Source organism: Streptomyces sp. NPDC055962 (assembly GCF_042270185.1).
Classification (GTDB): Bacteria; Actinomycetota; Actinomycetes; order Streptomycetales; family Streptomycetaceae; genus Streptomyces.
In genome coordinates, this window is the sequence record NZ_JBHJYN010000019.1 from 30,685 (window position 1) to 46,320 (window position 15,636).

Consider the following 15,636-nt stretch of genomic DNA (forward strand, 5'->3'; position numbering starts at 1 on the left):
GCCCTTCTTGCGGTTCGGCCGGTTCCGGGCATCATGGAGGCTCATCCGCGCTCACGCAACGGCCCGCCCGGGCACCCGCACCGGATGTCACACGGGAGTTCAGGCCAGGGTGATGGAGTCGCCCTCCACCAGGATCTTCTTCTCCGGCAGTGGCATCGTCGCCGGTCCGCCCGTCGCCTCGCCGGTCGCGGCGTCGAACGTGCTGTTGTGGCACGGGCAGGTGATGACGCCGTCGGCGATCCCCTTCACCGAGCACCCCTGATGGGTGCACTTCGACGAGAACGCCTTGAACCGGCCGGCCGTCGGCTGGGTGACCACCACCCCCTGGTCGGCGAAGACCATCCCCCCGCCCTCAGGGATGTCGGAGGTCCGGGCGAGCGCGGTGCCGCCGTTCGCACCGTCCCCCTCACCGGCCGGTCCGGCCGAGTCCGGACCGCCGGAGTCATCGGCCCCGCCGCACGCGGTGAGGACGGTGACCAGCCCCGCCGCACCCGCTGCGACGACGGTACGGCGTCCCAGACGGGCCCGGATCTCCTGCGATGCGCTCATGCCGGCATTCCCTTCATCGGATACGAGACGTCAGGTGAGGATGACATCAGGTGTGGGTACGGATCCGCGCGGCCGGGCGTTCACCCGCGAGGCGAGTCCTTCCGGCCGGGCCGGTCCAGCAGCAGGCCGAGGTCCACGGCATCGGCCATCGCGCGGGTGCCCGCGTCGTTGGGGTGCAGGCCGTCCCCGCTGTGTGGTCGGGGTCCATCGACAGCGGGTCGTCGGCCGACGCGGTGGCCGCCGCGAAGTCGACCACTCCGTCGAAGGCGCCGGAGTGCCAAATCCAGTCGTTGACCGTCGTCCAGGTCGCCTGCCGTTCCGGAGTCCAGACGAACGAGCCGCGGAACGGCAGCAGCGTTCCGCCGAGGACCGGGACCCCCTTCGCGTGCGCCTTCCCGATGAACGTGCGGTACCCGGCGACGATGTCCGCGGCGGACGTCAGGCGGGCGGGACCCGTCACGGCCGTGATCCATCACGGCCGTGACCGTACAGGCGGGACAGGCGGCGGCCGGTGCGCGGGGCTGCGCCGGCCGCCGAGGGCCCGCTCCGCTCAACCGTGCAGTCGCACCGGAAGCGACTGCACGCTGTTGCCCACGAAGGAGGCGTGGCGCGGCAGTGCGGCCTCGGGAAGGGCGAGACCGAGGTCGGGGAAGCGTCCGAACAGCTGGGAGAGAGCGGTGGTGGCCTCCATCCGGGCCAGCGGGGCGCCCAAGCAGTAGTGGGCGCCGTGGCCGAGCGAGAGGTGGCGGGCACCGCCGTCCCGGGTGATGTCGAAGCGGTCGGCGTCGGCCCCGTGGGCCGTCGTGTCACGGCCCGCGGCGGAGTAACCGGCCAGCACCGGGGTGCCCTTGGGGATCACGGTGCCGCCGACCGGCAGATCGCGGGTCGGGTAGCGGAACGGGAAGTAGCTGACCGGGCTGTCCCAGCGCAGCGTCTCCTCCACCACGTCGGCCCAGGTCGCCTCGCCCGACCGTACGAGGGCGAGCTGGTCCCGATGGGTGCAGAGCGCCCGCACGGCGTTGGTGATCAGGTTGAGCGTCGTCTCGTGACCGGCGATGATCGTGAGCATCAGCGTGCCGATCAGCTCGTGCGGACCCAGCCGGTCGCCGTCGGCCTCCCTGGCCGCGATCAGCGCGCTGACGAGATCGTCCCCCGGTTCCTGCGTCCGGGCGGCCGCGACCGCGCTGAGCACCTCGACCATCTCCCGGTTGGCTGCCGTGGACTCCGCCGGTCCGATGTCGGTCGCCACGATGCGGTTGGACAGCTGGTGCAGCCGGTCGTGGTGTGCCGCGTCCACGCCCAGCAGTTCGCAGATGACGCCCATGGGGAGGGGGAGGGCGAAGTGCGTCCGCAGATCGGCGACACCGTCACCGGCGGCCGCCGCCCGGTCGAGGCCGTCCAGGAGCGAGGCCGTCAACGCCTCGATGCGCGGGCGCAACTCCTCCACGCGGCGCGGGGTGAAGGCCTTGCTCACCAGGGAGCGCAGCCGGCGGTGGTCCTCGCCGTCGGCGGTCGTCATCCCCTGCACGGTGGCGAACGTCCTGAGCGGCCAGCCGTCGGGGATCCCGCCTGCCTGGAGGGCTGCGAAATGCCGCGCATCCTTGGCGACGTCGGGATGCGCGAGGAACTCTCTCAGCGCGTCGTGTCCCAGCACGGCCACGCCCTCCACGTCCCCGGGGAGGAGGACGGAGGCCACGGCTCCCTGGGCCAGCAGACGGGCGTTGGCCGCGTGCGGACAGCCCCCGGACGGATCCATGCGGTGGGGGACGCCGGGGGAGGAGGGTGCCGGTGACGTGATCAACTGGGCTCCAGACCGAAGGACGGGCAAGGGCGTGCCGAGCAGGCCCGGCGCCGTGGTGCGTGGCCCCGGCCGTGCGGGCCGCAGGACGCCAGGAGACACCGGTGGTCCGGTCCTGGACCGGACCACCACGGCGGCCTCGAACCGGCGGCATCCCGGATGCGGCGGTCGTGCCGTGCCGTCGAGGGTGCGTCGAACTCCATTGAGGGAAAGGGGACATGGGAAGCCTAGACCAGCGAGCCCGGTCCGGCCGGAAACCGGCGAAGTCCACTGTCGAGGCGCGTGGACGGCCGACCGCCGGGCCGGGGGCACCGGCGGAGCCGGACGTGTCCGGGGAGCGGCGTACAGGCGCGTGACGACTGCGCGCCCCCGCCACGGCGAAGCGGCCCCGCCCGGGGAGGGCGGAGCCGCTTCGCTGAGAGGATCGTGCGGGTCAGGCGTGGCGACGGTTGCCCGTGACGACGCGGTACAGCACGAGGAGGATGAGCGAGCCGACGATGGCGGCGATCCAGGTGGAGAGGTCGAAGAAGCCGTCGATGGAGTCGACGCCGAAGATGACCTTGCCGAGCCAGCCGCCGAGCAGGCCGCCCGCGATACCGATGAGCATCGTGATGACGATGCCGCCCGGGTCCTTGCCCGGCATGAGTGCCTTGGCGATGAGGCCGGCGAGCAACCCGATGAAGATCCAAGCAATGATGCCCATGATGCCTCTCCTACCTGGTGATATAAAGACGCTGTCAAGGACCGTGTTTACCGTGACGGCGCTTTCAAACGCAGATCGTTCGGTCTCTTGTGCGAGAGGGGGCGGGGGGCCGGCCCGGTCGGCCGACGCGGTCCCCGTGCCTCCGTGGAGCTGCCCATGGTCCGTGGATCTCCAGGCGGTCGCGCCGTATAGCCTGGCGAAATGCTGACAGAAGTCACCGCGACCCGCTACGTCACGCCCCTGCGTGAGGGCGGCTCGCTCCCCGGGATCGTCGAGGCCGACGACCTCGGTACGTACGTCATGAAGTTCACCGGAGCCGGGCAGGGGCGCAAGACCCTGGTCGCGGAGGTCATCTGCGGGGAGCTCGGCCGGAGGCTGGGGCTGCGGGTGCCCGAGCTGGTGACCATCCAGCTCGACCCCGTCATCGGGCTCGCCGAGCCCGATCAGGAGGTGCAGGAGCTCCTCAAGGCCAGCGCGGGGCTGAACCTCGGGATGGACTTCCTTCCCGGTTCGCTCGGATTCGACCCGCTCGCCTACGAGGTCGGCGCTGCGGAGGCCGGAAGGGTCGTCTGGTTCGACGCGCTGATCAACAACGTGGACCGGTCGTGGCGGAACCCCAACATGCTCGTCTGGCACGGTGAGCCCTGGCTGATCGACCACGGGGCCACCATGATCTGGCACCACAACTGGCCGGGCGCACAGGCCTCCGCGGCGAAGCCGTACAACGCCTCCGACCACGTCCTCGCACCGTTCGGGCCGGACATCGCCGCCGCGGCCGCCGAGCTCGCCCCGCTGGTCACGGAGGAACTCCTCACCGAGGTGGCCGCGGAGGTGCCCGACGAGTGGCTGGCCGGCGAGCCGGGGTTCGCGACCACGGACCAGTTGCGCCGTGCCTATGTGGAGCCGCTGCTGGCGCGTGCCGGGAGCATCCACGAGCGCATCGTCATGGAGGGGCCCACCAAGCCCCGGCCCTCCCAGGCCCCCGGATGGCTCACCGAGCGCCTGGCCCCCCGGCCGCGCTCCACCGAGAAGGACCGCGACGCCCCGGCCGGCGCCGGGCGGGACGACAAGGACGGCGGCCGATGAGCAAGCGCGATGTCTTCGAGTACGCGGTCCTGCGCGTCGTCCCCCGCGTCGAGCGCGGTGAGTGCTTCAACGCGGGTGTGCTGGTCTACTGCCGGGCCAAGTCGTTCGTCGCGGCCCGCACCCACCTGGACGAGCACAAGCTCAAGGCGCTGGATCCGCAGGCCGACGTGCTCGGTGTTCAGGCGGCGCTGCGGGCCGTCGAAGGCGTCTGCGGCGGCGGCGAGGCGGCGGGCCAGGCCGCCGGTGACGACGCCGGCCGGCGCTTCCGCTGGCTGATCGCGCCCCGGTCCACGGTCGTCCAGCCGGGCGTCGTGCACAGCGGTCTGACCGCGGACCCGGCCGCCGAGGTGGAGCGCCTGCTGGACCTGCTCGTGCGCTGACCCGGGCGCCGGAGCCGCCGCGACGGAGGTGCGGGGCGGCGGCTCCGTCCGGTGTGACATGCGCCCGCGCCCCCGTGTGCCGTTGACACCGGGTGCCAGGGCTTCTAGCGTCTCGTCTGCTGAAGGTACTAAGCGGTTGCTCAGTTATCGGGAACTTCCTGACGTCCGCTGAGCCGCGATCCAAGGGCGAGGAGAACCAAGCATGTCCACCACCGAGCAGCGCGTCGCCATCGTGACGGGAGCGGCACGGGGCATCGGCGCCGCCACCGCCGTACGCCTGGCGGCCGAGGGCCGCGCCGTCGCCGTACTCGACCTCGACGAGGCGGCGTGCAAGGACACGGTCGAGAAGATCACCACCGCCGGGGGCAAGGCCCTCGCCGTCGGCTGCGACGTCTCGGACAGCGCCCAGGTGGAGGCGGCCGTCGCGCGCGTCGCCGCCGAGCTCGGCGCCCCGACGATCCTCGTCAACAACGCCGGGGTGCTCCGTGACAACCTGCTCTTCAAGATGAGCGAGTCCGACTGGGACCTTGTGATGAACGTCCACCTCAAGGGCGCGTTCCTGATGGCCAAGGCCGTCCAGTCGCACATGGTGGAGGCCAAGTTCGGCCGCATCGTCTCGCTCTCGTCCTCCTCGGCGCTGGGCAACCGCGGCCAGGCGAACTACTCGGCGGTCAAGGCCGGTCTCCAGGGCTTCACGAAGACGCTTGCCAAGGAGCTCGGCAAGTTCGGCGTGACCGCCAACGCCGTCGCCCCCGGGTTCATCGTCACCGAGATGACCGCCCAGACGGCGGCGCGCGTCGGCATGGGCTTCGAGGAGTTCCAGGCCGCCGCCGCGACGCAGATCCCCGTGCAGCGCGTGGGGCGCCCCGAGGACATCGCCAACGCGATCGCCTTCTTCACCGGCGAGGACGCGGGCTTCGTCTCCGGCCAGGTCATGTACGTCGCCGGCGGACCGCTCAACTGACCCCGGAAGGGCAACGGACACCATGACTGTGCAGGACAGTGGCAAGGTCGCGCTCATCACGGGCGCGAGCCGGGGCATCGGCTACGGCATCGCCGAGGCGCTCGTCGCCCGGGGTGACCGCGTCGTCATCACGGGACGCGGCGAGGACGCCCTGAAGGAGGCCGTCGAGAAGCTCGGCGCCGACCGGGCCGTCGGGATCGCGGGCAAGGCGCACGACGAGGCGCATCAGGCCGCGGCCGTCGAACGTGCGATGGACGCGTTCGGCCGGGTCGACTACCTGGTCAACAACGCCGGCACCAACCCCGTCTTCGGCCCGATGGCGGAGCTCGACCTCAACGTCGCCCGCAAGGTCTACGAGACCAACGTGATCTCGGCGCTCGGCTTCGCCCAGCAGACCTGGAAGGCATGGCAGCGGGAGAACGGCGGGGCGATCGTCAACATCGCCTCGGTCGCGGGTGTCTCCGCGTCGCCGTTCATCGGTGCCTACGGTATGAGCAAGGCCGCCATGGTCAACCTGACCCTCCAGCTGGCGCACGAGTTCGCGCCGGTCGTGCGGGTCAACGCGATCGCCCCGGCGGTGGTGAAGACCAAGTTCGCGGAGGCCCTGTACGAGGGCCGGGAGGCCGAGGCCGCGGCCGCCTATCCGCTGGGCCGGCTCGGCGTCCCGCAGGACATCGGCGGTGCCGCGGCGTTCCTCACGTCGGCGCAGTCCGACTGGGTCACGGGCCAGACCCTCGTGGTCGACGGCGGTATCTTCCTGAACGCCGGCGTGGCCTGAGAGGGACTGCGCCACTTTGGCCCTGATTGACGCAAGTGCCTCGCCGGGCCAGCGGATTGCTCCGGCGAGGCGCTGCGGTATGGTCTGCCGACCCAAGGCTGATCGAGGAGCGTGCGCGTGTTCTACCGGGCCAGTCTGCAGACTGTTGCAGCCCTTGCTTCCCTTTCTCTGCTGACCGGCTGCGGCCTGCTGTCCGACAGCAGTTCGGAAACGGACCAGAAGATATCCGTCGGAACGACGAGTTCGCCCTCGACCCTGGATCCGGCCGCCGCGTGGGACGGCTCCTGGGAGCTGATGAGGAACGTCTTCCAGACCCTGGTGAGCTTCCCGACCGGCAGCACCAGCCCCGAGCCGGACGCGGCGAAGGAATGCCGGTTCACCGACGCCACCAGCATGGCCTACCGGTGCACCCTGCGATCCGGCCTGAAGTTCTCCAACGGCGAGAAGATCGACGCCGAGACCGTGAAGTACTCCATCGACCGGATCACGAAGATCAAGGTCAAGGGCGGCCCGGCCGGCCTGCTCGGCTCTCTCGACCGGGTGGAGACCAAGGGCGAGGACACGGTCATCTTCCACCTCGCCAAGGCGGACGCGACCTTCCCGTTCATCCTGGCCACTCCCGCGATGTCGATCGTTCCCCCCGGTGAGTACCCGGCGGACAGCGTCCGCGACGACGGCAAGGTCACGGGTTCGGGGCCTTACGTGCTGGACTCGTACGAGCCCGGCAAGCAGGCCGAGCTGACGAAGAACCCCAGCTACAAGGGGTTCGCCGACCGGAAAAACACCGCGGTCACGATCCGCTACTTCGACGACTCCGCCCCCATGGTCGAGGCGCTGAAGAAGAAGGAGATCGACGCCACCTACCGAGGCCTGACCGCCGAGGAGGTCATCGGCCTCGAGGACAACAAGAAGGACAACAACGGTCTGCAGATCGTCGAGTCCGTCGGCGCCGACATCCGCTTCCTCGTCTTCAACCCCAAGGACCCCGCCGCGGGGAAGCTCGCCGTCCGGCAGGCCATCGCCCAGCTGGTGAACCGCGACGCCCTCGTCGCGAAGGTCTACCGGGGCACCGCCGAGCCGCTCTACTCCATGGTCCCGAAGGGCATCGCCGGCCACACCACCAGCTTCTTCGACTCCTTCGGCGACCCGGACGTGGCCAAGGCGAGGACGATCCTCTCCGACGCCGGGATCACCGCGCCCGTCAAGATGACCTTCTGGTACACGACCGACCGCTACGGCTCCTCCACGGCGCCCGAGTTCGCCGAGCTGAAGCGCCAGCTCGAGGCGTCGGGCCTCTTCCGGATCACCCTGAAGAGCGCGCCGTGGAAGTCCTTTCAGGAGGGCTTCACCCAGGGCGAGTACCCCGTCTTCGGGCGCGGCTGGTTCCCCGACTTCCCGGACCCGGACAACTTCATCGCTCCCTTCGTGGGCCAGGAGAGCGTCACCGGCACCCCGTACCTGACGAACGAGATCACCCAGGAACTGCTGCCGTCCTCCCGCAAGGAGAGCGACCGCGGTGCCGTCTCCGACCAGTTCAAGCGGGCCCAGGAGATCCTCGTCAAGGACGTGCGGCTGCTGCCCCTGTGGCAGGGCAAGCTCTATGTCGCGGCCGGTGAGGACATCGGCGGCGGAGAGCGCGCGCTCGACCCGCAGACGGTCATGCAGATGTGGGAGCTGTACCGGAAGACCAGCTGGTAGGAGGGCGGCGGCAGGACCGGCGATCCGTTGTCAGTGGCCCCCGGTAGGTTCTGTGAGGAAGAACCGATCGCTTACCGGAGGTTGTGCACGTGACCGACACCGACCTGCTGCCCGAGTCCTGGCGCGGCGTCCTCGGCGAAGAGCTGCAGAAGCCCTACTTCAAGGAGCTCACCGACTTCGTCGAGGAGGAGCGGGCCAGGGGGCCGGTGTACCCGCCGCGCGATCAGGTCTTCGCCGCCCTGGAGGCCACGCCCTACGACCGGGTGAAGGTCCTCGTCCTGGGCCAGGACCCCTACCACGGCGAGGGCCAGGGCCACGGCCTGTGCTTCTCGGTCAGGCCGGGCGTCAGGACGCCCCCCTCCCTGCGGAACATCTACAAGGAGATGAACGACGAGCTCGGCCTGCCGGTCCCGGACAACGGTTACCTGATGCCGTGGGCCGAGCAGGGCGTCCTCCTGCTCAACGCGGTGCTCACGGTCCGCGGCGGCGAGGCGAACTCGCACAAGGGCAAGGGCTGGGAGAAGGTCACCGACGCGGTGATCCGCGCGGTGGCCGAGCGGCCCGACCCGGCCGTCTTCGTGCTCTGGGGCAACTACGCCCAGAAGAAGATCCCGCTGATCGACCAGGACCGCCATGTGGTGGTCAAGGGCGCGCACCCGTCCCCGCTCTCCGCGAAGAAGTGGTTCGGCTCGCGCCCCTTCACCCAGATCAACGAGGCCGTGGCGGCGCAGGGCCACGAGCCCATCGACTGGCGTATCCCGGACCTGGGCCGGGAGGTGGCACGGCCGGCCGCGGGGGCCCGCGCCTGAGCCGGATTGCCGGTGGCTGCGGCTAGCGTCGGAGCCACCGGAACAGGCCGGACGTGGATCAGGGAGACCTCTGACGTGGAGCAGCGGGAAGTGCCGGGGGACGTCGTCATGACCAGGATCGGCCAGGCGATCATGCTGCTCCACGCGGGGGACCGTGAAGAGGCCAGGAACCGCTTCGGGGCCATCTGGTCGGAGATCGGCGAGTCCGGCGAAGCCCTGCACCGCTGCACCCTCGCGCACTACATGGCGGACACCCAGGACGAGCCCGAGGACGAACTCGCCTGGGACCTGCGGGCGTTGACGGCGGCCGAAAGTCTGGCCGTCGAGGCGGCCGAGGACCGGGCGGCACCACACCAGGACACCGGTGCGGTCCGTGCCTTCTTCCCCGCGCTGCATCTCAGCCTGGCGGCGGACTACCTGAAGCTCCAGCGCTTCGGGGCGGCCCGGATCCATCTGGACCGGGCCTGGGACGCCGCCGGCGTGGTGGAGGGGGACGGCTACGGCGGTGCGGTCCGCGACGGAATCCGGCGGATGGAGCAGCGCCTGCGGCGGAGCGTGGCGGGGGAGTGAGGCTGCCCGGCCTCCGAGGGACGCCGCCGGTCATTCGCCGGTGGCGCCGTCGACCCGCTCTCTTACGAGGTCGGCGTGCCCGTTGTGCCGGGCGTACTCCTCGATCATGTGCGTGTAGATCCAGCGGAGGCTGAAGGGCTTGCCCTGTCCGCCCACGCCCACGGACGGACTGCCGAGCTCGAACGCCGCGGCGTTCTCCCGGGCCTTCGCGATCTCCTCCAGCCAGGTGGTCCTGGCCTCCTCCCAGGTGTCCGCCTCGGTGACGTGGAACTCCCCGTCCGGGTCCTCGTCCGTCCCGTAGATCAACGGGAGCTCCTCGCCGGCCAGCACCTTTCGGAACCAGCCGCGCTCGTTCTCGGCGAGGTGCCGTACGAGGCCGAGGAGGGTGAACTCCGACGGCGGCACGGATGGCTCCCGCAGCTGGGCGTCGGTCAGGCCCTCGCACTTCATCGCCGGAGTAGTCCAGCCAACCCTCGAGCATCTGCCGCTCGGCAGCGTCGACGGCGGGTTCGGAGCGCACTTCTGCGGTGACCTCTTCCGTGGTCATCCGGTCATCCTGGCGCGTCGTTGATCACCGGGCGCCCGCATTGTGCTTCCCGCGGGTCAGACGCCGCCGAGCATCCCCCGCAGCAACTCGGTGCAGCTCCGGCGCAGTTCTGCCTCGGCCGGTACGGCCCGGTGGTAGGAACCCGCGGCGCAGGCGAACATCATGCCTTCCGCCCAGGCCACGACCGAGAGCGCGTGCCGCTCCGGTTCGGACGATCCGGCCGCGGTCATCAGTGCCACCAGCGGGGCGCGGAACCGCTCGCCCGCACTGTCGTAGAACGCCCGCAGACCGGGCCGCCGGGTGGCCTCCAGGGCCAGTTCGTAACGGCAGATCAGGAGCTCGGTGCCGCTGGTCAAGTACCGGTGCAACGCGCGCGCCAGTCCCTCGGCGACCCGCGCCGGGTCACCGCTCGCGAGCCATTCCCCGGGGGCGAGCACCCGCGCCTCCCGCTCGGCGAGCCGGCGTACCGCAGCTTCCAGCAGGGCCTCCCGGGTGCGGGCGTGGTTGGACGTCGACCCCTGCGGGAGCCCGGCCCGCTCGTCCACGCCCCGGTGGGTCAGGCCCCTCATCCCGCGCTCGGCGAGAAGGGCGAGCGCGGAGTCGGCGATCAGGTCGGTGCGGGAAGGGGGAGGCCCGGGCGGGGTGGCGTGCGCGGATGCGGGACGTGTCGGCATGGAGTCAATCTACCGCTCGAACTACACCTGTAGTACGGTGGAGCTCGCGTACTACAGATGTAGTTGACGGGAGGGTTCCATCATGACGACGTCCCATGTGGTGGTCATCGGGAGTGGGATCGGGGGACTCACGGCCGCCGTGGCCCTGCACCGGAGCGGGTGGGAGGTCACCGTGCTGGAGCGCTCGCCCTCGCTGGAGCCCGTCGGTGCGGGGATCAGCCTCGCCCCCAACGCCCAGCGCGCCCTCGACGTGATCGGACTCGGCGACGCGGTCAGGGACCTCGCGGCCTGGCAGGGCGACGGAGGCATGCGCACACCGTCCGGGCGCTGGCTCGCCCGCACCGACAGCGCTGCCGCGGCCGCGCGGTTCGGGGGGCCGCTCGTCCTGCTGCCCCGCTCGGCACTGGTCGAGCTGCTGGGCGCCGGACTTCCCGGCGCGGCGGTACGGACGGGCACGTCGGCGCTGCTCGTGGACGCGGGCCACGCGGGCGGGCGCCGGGCCGTGGTCAGGACGCCCTCCGGGGACATCGAGGCCGATCTGGTGGTCGGCGCCGACGGAATCGGTTCCGGAGTCCGCGCCGCGCTCTTTCCTTGTCATCCCGGGCCGTCGTACAGCGGATTCACCACATGGCGTGTCCTCGCCCCCGCTGCCGGCAGGCCGTTCGCCTCGCACGAGACATGGGGCCGGGGGTCGCTGTGGGGCAGCCATCCGATGAAGGACGGCCGGATCTACGCGTACGCCGCCGCCACGGCCCCGGCCGGGGAGGTAGCCGCCGACGAGAGGGCCGAACTGCTGCGCAGGTTCGGGGACTGGCACCATCCGGTGCCGGAGATCATCGACGCCGTCGAGCCCGGTCAGGTCCTGCGGCGCGACGTGCACCAGATGACCGTCCCCCTGCCGGCGTTCCACGGGGGCCGCACCGTGCTGGTGGGCGATGCCGCGCACGCCATGGCTCCCACGCTGGGCCAGGGCGGCAACCAGGCCATCGAGGACGCGGTCGTGCTCGCCCACCACCTGGCACCGGGGGCGGACCTGGGGGCGGGGGCCGCCGCCTACAGCGCGGTCCGGCAACCCCGCACCACCTCCATCGTCCGCAAGGCGGCGCGCATCTCCCGGATGATGCAGCTCTCCGCCCGCCCCGCCGTGGTCCTCCGCGCCGGGCTGATGTCCGCGGCCTCCCGTCTCGGCCCCGGGCTCGTCCTGCGCACCTTCGACGGCATCGCGGACTGGGAGCCGCCACAGCGCACGTATGCTGCCGTGGCCAGGGAAGGACAGCGGACACGGCCGTGACGAGCCCCTGGCCGAGGCGACAGGGAGAACTTCGTGAAGGTCGGCTGCATCGGACTCGGCGACATCGCGCAGAAGGCGTATCTGCCGGTACTGACGGCCCTGCCCGGCGTGGAGCTGCATCTGCAGACCCGTACCCCGGCCACGCTGGCCGCCGTGGCCGGCGCCCACCGGATCCCCGCGGAGCAGTGCCACGAGGATCTCGGTTCGCTCCTGGCCCAGGGGCTGGACGCCGCGTTCGTGCACGCGCCGACCGCGGCGCACGCGGAGATCGTGGGGCGGCTGCTGGAGGCGGGTGTCCCCACCTTTGTCGACAAGCCGCTCTCCTATGAACTCGCCGACGCCGAGCGGCTGGTGGCCCTCGCCGAGGAGCGCGGCGTCAGCCTCGCCGTCGGCTTCAACCGCAGGCTCGCACCGTCGTACGCGCAATGTGTGGAGCACCCGCGCGAGCTGATCCTCCTGCAGAAGAACCGGGTGGGACTGCCCGAGGACCCGCGCACCATGGTCCTCGACGACTTCATCCACGTCGTCGACACCCTGCGCTTCCTGGTCCCCGGGCCCGTGTCGGGCATCGTCGTGCGCGCGCGGATCGCCGAGGGGCTGATGCACCACGTGGTGCTCCAGCTGTCGGGCGACGGGTTCACCGCCATCGGCATGATGAACCGGCTCAACGGGTCGACCGAGGAGATCCTCGAAGTCTCCGGGCAGGACAGCAAGCGGCAGGTGCTCAACCTCTCGGACGTCGTCGACCACAAGGGCCAGCCGACCCTGCGGCGACGCGGCGACTGGGTCCCGGTGGCCCGTCAGCGCGGGATCGAACAGAGCGTGCTGTCCTTCCTGGACGCGGTCCGGGCGGGAGAGGTGCTCAGCGCCCGGGACGCCCTGGAGACCCACCGGCTGTGCGAGCGGGTGGTCCAGGACGCGTCGGAGCAGGCGTCCTGAGGGACCGCAGACCCGCGGCACCGAAGAAGACGGCCAGCACCGCCAGCGCGCCGTAGACCGGCCAGGCACCCAGCCGGACGTAGAGGGTGGTGCCCTGCGCGAGCGGAACGTCGAACACGGCTGCTCCGCTCGCGTCCGTCCCCAGCGGCGCTCCCACCCGCTCGCCGTGCGGGCCGTACACCGCTGAGACCCCCGTGAGCGTGGCGTGCACCATCGGGCGGCCCGACTCGGCGGCCCTCAGCGCCCCCAGCGAGGCGTGCTGCTCGGGGGCCCAGCTGTGCTGGAACGTCGAGGTGGACGACTGGGCGACCAGCAGCTGGGCACCCTCCTTCGCCAGGTGCCTGCTCATGTCGGGGAACGCCGACTCGAAGCAGACCAGGGGACCCACCCGCAGTCCGTCCGGAAGATCCATCACCACCGGGCTGCTGCCGCGCAGCCGGTCCTCGCCCGCCGCTTTGCCCACCGACGTCGCCCATCCGAGCAGGGCACGCGCCGGCACGTACTCACCGAACGGGACCAGCCGCATCTTGTCGTAACGGTCACCGGTCGGGCCGTCCGGGCCCACGAGGACCGCCGACTTGAAGATCCCGGAGTGGTCAGGACCGTCCGTGCGCCGCGCGTCCATGTTGACCAGCACATCGGCCCCGACCAGACGGGACAGGGCGGCGAGCCGGTCCGCCGTCCCGGGGCTCCGCGACAGATCCACGCCCACGCTGCTCTCGCCCCACACGACCAGGTCCACGTCCTGGCCCGCCAGACCGCGCGTCAGCTCCTCGCTCCGCGCGAAGCGGCGCTCGACACTGCCGGGCCCTTCGACCACGCCGGGCTGCACGACGGCGACACGGACCGAGCCGGTCTCCTCGGGCCGCGGCGCCCACAGCGCCGTCGCGCCCACGCCCATCGCGCCCACGACCAGGCACACCACCACGGCCCGGCGCGCCGCGCTGACGCCGATCAGCAGGGCGACCAGGGTGTTCACTGCCACCACGCCGAAGCTGACCAGCCACACACCGCCCACGGACGCGGTGCGCAACGCGAGCGGCACGTCCCACTGGCTGGCTCCCAGCAGCCCCCAGGGCCCGCCGAGACCTTCCCAGGAGCGGACGAGTTCGATCATCAGCCAGCCGGACGGCACCACCGCGACGGCGACGACGGAGAGCCGGGCTGACGGTGATCCGCCGAGCAGCCGGGCCACCAGAACACCCCAGGGAGCCCACAGCAGTCCGAGGAGCGCCGCGAGCAGGAGGATGAACACGTGCAGACTCGGCATCAGCCAGTGGTGCACGGCGAGCATGAAGCCCGTTCCGCCGAGCCAGCCGTCGACGGCCGCGCGCCGGGTCGTGCCCGACGACCGGATCAGCAGCAGCCAGGGCACCAGGGCGGCGTAAGCGAACCACCAGAGCGACGGGGCGGGAAACGCCAGGGCGGGCAGCGCGCCCGCGCACAGCGCCGCCGCGCCGCGCCCGGTCCGGGAACGCAGCAGCCGTGCGTACGGCCGTGCGCCGCCCGCCCCGGCTGCGTCGTCGGGAATCCGCCCGCCCCGCATCGGCATGCGTGTCCTCCTCGCCGGTGGTCCGCCTGATCCCAGTGTGGTCCAGAAGATCAGGAGCGCACAGGGGGCGTGCCGCGGCCACCGGGAGCGTTCCCCGGCTCCGGTGCCCGCTCGATGCCGTCCGCGGGCGTAGAACGCCGGATCCCGTGCGGTGGGTCCCCGGGTCCGCCGGCCCGCGTGGGGGGTGCGGCGGCTCGCACGCGCGCAGGCCGCCGGTCGGGCCACCGACGCGCTCCCGCCGGTCCCGGCCGGCGCCGGGACCGGCGGGCGCACGGCGGAACCGGCACGCCGAGGCCGACGCGGGGGCCGTGGCCCCGCTCCCGCCGGTCAGGTGGGCACGACGGCCACCGGCCCGAGAGCATGCGTCACCGTCGTCTGCGCGACAGGGGAGAGGCCGAGGCCGAGCGACTCGCCGCCCCGGCGCCGCCCGACCACCGTCAGCGCGGCGGTGGCCGACGCCGTGACCAGCGTGCGTGAGGCCGAGCCCCGGACCGGTTCGCGCACGACCTCCACACCCGGGTACGTCCCGCGCCGGCCCGCGGTGAGTTCGGCGAGCGCCCGGTCGGCGGCGTCCGCCGCCGCGCGGCTGTCGAACACCGGGCCGCCGGACAGCATCGAGGAGAACATCGTCCATCCGTGGACGAGCCGCAGCCGAGCCCCCGGTCTGGAGGCGGCGGCCTCGAACGCGTGGTCGAGGACCTCTCCACCGCTGTCGTCGGCGGCCACCCCCACGACGACGTCCGGGAAGGCGTCCGCGGCCTCCGCCTCGCTCTCGTCCGTCCGGCCGGTGTGGACGACGACGACCGGGCACTGCGCCATCGACGCCGTGGCCAGGCTGTTGGAGCCGATCATCAGGGAGCGGAATCCGCCGAGGCCGCGGGATCCGACGACCACCGTCGAGGCGTCACGGCTGAGCGAGACCAGCGCCGCCGAGGGGAAGTCCAGCGGCGCCAGGGTCGAGGTGGGCAGTCCGGGGGCGGCCCGGGAGGCCCGCAGCATCGCCTGCGCCAGCAGTTCCTCCGCCTCCCGCAGCCCCTGTTCCTCCTCCGCCCGCCGGCCCTGCGGCCGGACGTGCACGACCAGCAGTGGCAGCCCCCGGCGCACGGCCTCCTCGACAGCCCAGTCGAGCGCCTCCCAGCCGTGCGCGGAACCGTCCACGGCGGCGATCACAGGAAGGTCTTGGGCGGTCATGCCGGCCTCCAGGGTGGTCGGAGCGCTGTTCCGGGCCGGATCGGACCCGCCCGGAACAGCGATTGTCGCCCGGTTGCGCGCCGGGCGCCCGACGGGCCTCACCGGCG

The 15,636-nt window shown here is 71.9% G+C and carries 16 protein-coding genes and 1 pseudogene; 9 read left to right on the plus strand and 8 right to left on the minus strand.

Going from position 1 to position 15,636, the window contains the following annotated elements; genetic code table 11:
• Nucleotides 1-99: 99 nt before the first annotated feature.
• From ACFC51_RS33685 to ACFC51_RS33700, 4 genes are all read right to left on the minus strand, one after another.
• Nucleotides 100-549, minus strand: coding sequence for a Rieske (2Fe-2S) protein (locus tag ACFC51_RS33685; protein ID WP_376532551.1), 450 nt, complete (start codon nt 547-549; stop codon nt 100-102).
• Nucleotides 550-595: 46 nt separating this feature from the next.
• Nucleotides 596-1,009 carry a hypothetical protein gene (locus tag ACFC51_RS33690; RefSeq protein WP_376532553.1) on the minus strand — a complete coding sequence of 138 codons (414 nt, stop codon included), beginning with the start codon at nt 1,007-1,009 and terminating at the stop codon, nt 596-598.
• A 90-nt stretch (nt 1,010-1,099) separates the two neighbouring features.
• Complete coding sequence (locus tag ACFC51_RS33695; RefSeq protein ID WP_376532619.1) at nt 1,100-2,305, minus strand: cytochrome P450; 1,206 nt, start codon at nt 2,303-2,305, stop codon at nt 1,100-1,102.
• A 475-nt stretch (nt 2,306-2,780) separates the two neighbouring features.
• A complete protein-coding gene (locus tag ACFC51_RS33700; protein WP_376375299.1) occupies nt 2,781-3,050 on the minus strand; it encodes a GlsB/YeaQ/YmgE family stress response membrane protein in 270 nt (89 codons plus the stop codon).
• Nucleotides 3,051-3,251: 201 nt separating this feature from the next.
• On the opposite strand from ACFC51_RS33700, the gene ACFC51_RS33705 reads away from it, so the two are divergent.
• From ACFC51_RS33705 to ACFC51_RS33735, 7 genes are all read left to right on the plus strand, one after another.
• Nucleotides 3,252-4,136, plus strand: coding sequence for a HipA family kinase (locus ACFC51_RS33705; protein ID WP_376375297.1), 885 nt, complete (start codon nt 3,252-3,254; stop codon nt 4,134-4,136).
• Complete coding sequence (locus ACFC51_RS33710) at nt 4,133-4,516, plus strand: DUF3037 domain-containing protein (RefSeq protein ID WP_376375294.1); 384 nt, start codon at nt 4,133-4,135, stop codon at nt 4,514-4,516. The genes ACFC51_RS33705 and ACFC51_RS33710 overlap by 4 nt, the downstream gene beginning before the upstream one ends.
• A 202-nt stretch (nt 4,517-4,718) precedes the next feature.
• Nucleotides 4,719-5,480: a 3-oxoacyl-ACP reductase FabG gene (fabG, locus tag ACFC51_RS33715; protein WP_329226396.1), complete on the plus strand. Its 762-nt coding sequence runs from the start codon at nt 4,719-4,721 to the stop codon at nt 5,478-5,480.
• A 22-nt stretch (nt 5,481-5,502) separates the two neighbouring features.
• The gene (locus ACFC51_RS33720; RefSeq protein WP_376375292.1) at nt 5,503-6,258 is read left to right on the plus strand and encodes an SDR family oxidoreductase; all 756 of its coding nucleotides are present in this window, start codon (nt 5,503-5,505) and stop codon (nt 6,256-6,258) included.
• A 117-nt stretch (nt 6,259-6,375) separates the two neighbouring features.
• Nucleotides 6,376-7,956 carry an ABC transporter substrate-binding protein gene (locus ACFC51_RS33725; RefSeq protein ID WP_376375289.1) on the plus strand — a complete coding sequence of 527 codons (1,581 nt, stop codon included), beginning with the start codon at nt 6,376-6,378 and terminating at the stop codon, nt 7,954-7,956.
• Nucleotides 7,957-8,045: 89 nt separating this feature from the next.
• Nucleotides 8,046-8,765 (plus strand): uracil-DNA glycosylase, encoded by a 720-nt coding sequence (locus ACFC51_RS33730; protein WP_376375286.1) that lies wholly within the window; start codon nt 8,046-8,048, stop codon nt 8,763-8,765.
• Between the two features lie 75 nt (nt 8,766-8,840).
• Nucleotides 8,841-9,335 carry a hypothetical protein gene (locus tag ACFC51_RS33735; protein ID WP_376375284.1) on the plus strand — a complete coding sequence of 165 codons (495 nt, stop codon included), beginning with the start codon at nt 8,841-8,843 and terminating at the stop codon, nt 9,333-9,335.
• A gap of 30 nt (nt 9,336-9,365) precedes the next feature.
• On the opposite strand, the pseudogene ACFC51_RS33740 reads toward ACFC51_RS33735, so the two are convergent.
• Together ACFC51_RS33740 and ACFC51_RS33745 are read right to left on the minus strand one after the other, a co-directional pair.
• Nucleotides 9,366-9,882: pseudogene (locus tag ACFC51_RS33740) on the minus strand (DinB family protein).
• 56 nt (nt 9,883-9,938) lie between these two features.
• Complete coding sequence (locus tag ACFC51_RS33745) at nt 9,939-10,556, minus strand: TetR/AcrR family transcriptional regulator (protein ID WP_376375278.1); 618 nt, start codon at nt 10,554-10,556, stop codon at nt 9,939-9,941.
• A gap of 82 nt (nt 10,557-10,638) precedes the next feature.
• Between ACFC51_RS33745 and ACFC51_RS33750 the strand changes: the two genes are divergently transcribed.
• Both ACFC51_RS33750 and ACFC51_RS33755 read left to right on the plus strand, forming a co-directional pair.
• Nucleotides 10,639-11,847, plus strand: coding sequence for an FAD-dependent monooxygenase (locus tag ACFC51_RS33750; protein WP_376532555.1), 1,209 nt, complete (start codon nt 10,639-10,641; stop codon nt 11,845-11,847).
• A 33-nt stretch (nt 11,848-11,880) separates the two neighbouring features.
• Nucleotides 11,881-12,786, plus strand: coding sequence for a Gfo/Idh/MocA family protein (locus ACFC51_RS33755; protein WP_376375272.1), 906 nt, complete (start codon nt 11,881-11,883; stop codon nt 12,784-12,786).
• On the opposite strand, the gene lnt is transcribed toward ACFC51_RS33755, so the two are convergent.
• Nucleotides 12,710-14,338 carry an apolipoprotein N-acyltransferase gene (lnt, locus tag ACFC51_RS33760; protein ID WP_376532557.1) on the minus strand — a complete coding sequence of 543 codons (1,629 nt, stop codon included), beginning with the start codon at nt 14,336-14,338 and terminating at the stop codon, nt 12,710-12,712. The two genes, ACFC51_RS33755 and lnt, sit on opposite strands and share 77 nt — an antisense overlap.
• A 327-nt stretch (nt 14,339-14,665) precedes the next feature.
• Entirely contained in the window at nt 14,666-15,529 is an 864-nt protein-coding gene (locus ACFC51_RS33765; protein WP_376532559.1) for a universal stress protein, read from the minus strand.
• Nucleotides 15,530-15,636 lie beyond the last annotated feature (107 nt).

Coding starts and splice junctions, on each gene's coding strand:
- ACFC51_RS33685 (WP_376532551.1), bottom strand. CDS start 549: ATGAGCGCATCGCAGGAGATCCGGGCCCGTCTGGGACGCCGTACCGTC.
- ACFC51_RS33695 (WP_376532619.1), bottom strand. CDS start 2,305: ATGGATCCGTCCGGGGGCTGTCCGCACGCGGCCAACGCCCGTCTGCTG.
- ACFC51_RS33700 (WP_376375299.1), bottom strand. CDS start 3,050: ATGGGCATCATTGCTTGGATCTTCATCGGGTTGCTCGCCGGCCTCATC.
- ACFC51_RS33705 (WP_376375297.1), top strand. CDS start 3,252: ATGCTGACAGAAGTCACCGCGACCCGCTACGTCACGCCCCTGCGTGAG.
- ACFC51_RS33710 (WP_376375294.1), top strand. CDS start 4,133: ATGAGCAAGCGCGATGTCTTCGAGTACGCGGTCCTGCGCGTCGTCCCC.
- fabG (WP_329226396.1), top strand. CDS start 4,719: ATGTCCACCACCGAGCAGCGCGTCGCCATCGTGACGGGAGCGGCACGG.
- ACFC51_RS33720 (WP_376375292.1), top strand. CDS start 5,503: ATGACTGTGCAGGACAGTGGCAAGGTCGCGCTCATCACGGGCGCGAGC.
- ACFC51_RS33745 (WP_376375278.1), bottom strand. CDS start 10,556: ATGCCGACACGTCCCGCATCCGCGCACGCCACCCCGCCCGGGCCTCCC.
- ACFC51_RS33750 (WP_376532555.1), top strand. CDS start 10,639: ATGACGACGTCCCATGTGGTGGTCATCGGGAGTGGGATCGGGGGACTC.
- lnt (WP_376532557.1), bottom strand. CDS start 14,338: ATGCCGATGCGGGGCGGGCGGATTCCCGACGACGCAGCCGGGGCGGGC.
- ACFC51_RS33765 (WP_376532559.1), bottom strand. CDS start 15,529: ATGACCGCCCAAGACCTTCCTGTGATCGCCGCCGTGGACGGTTCCGCG.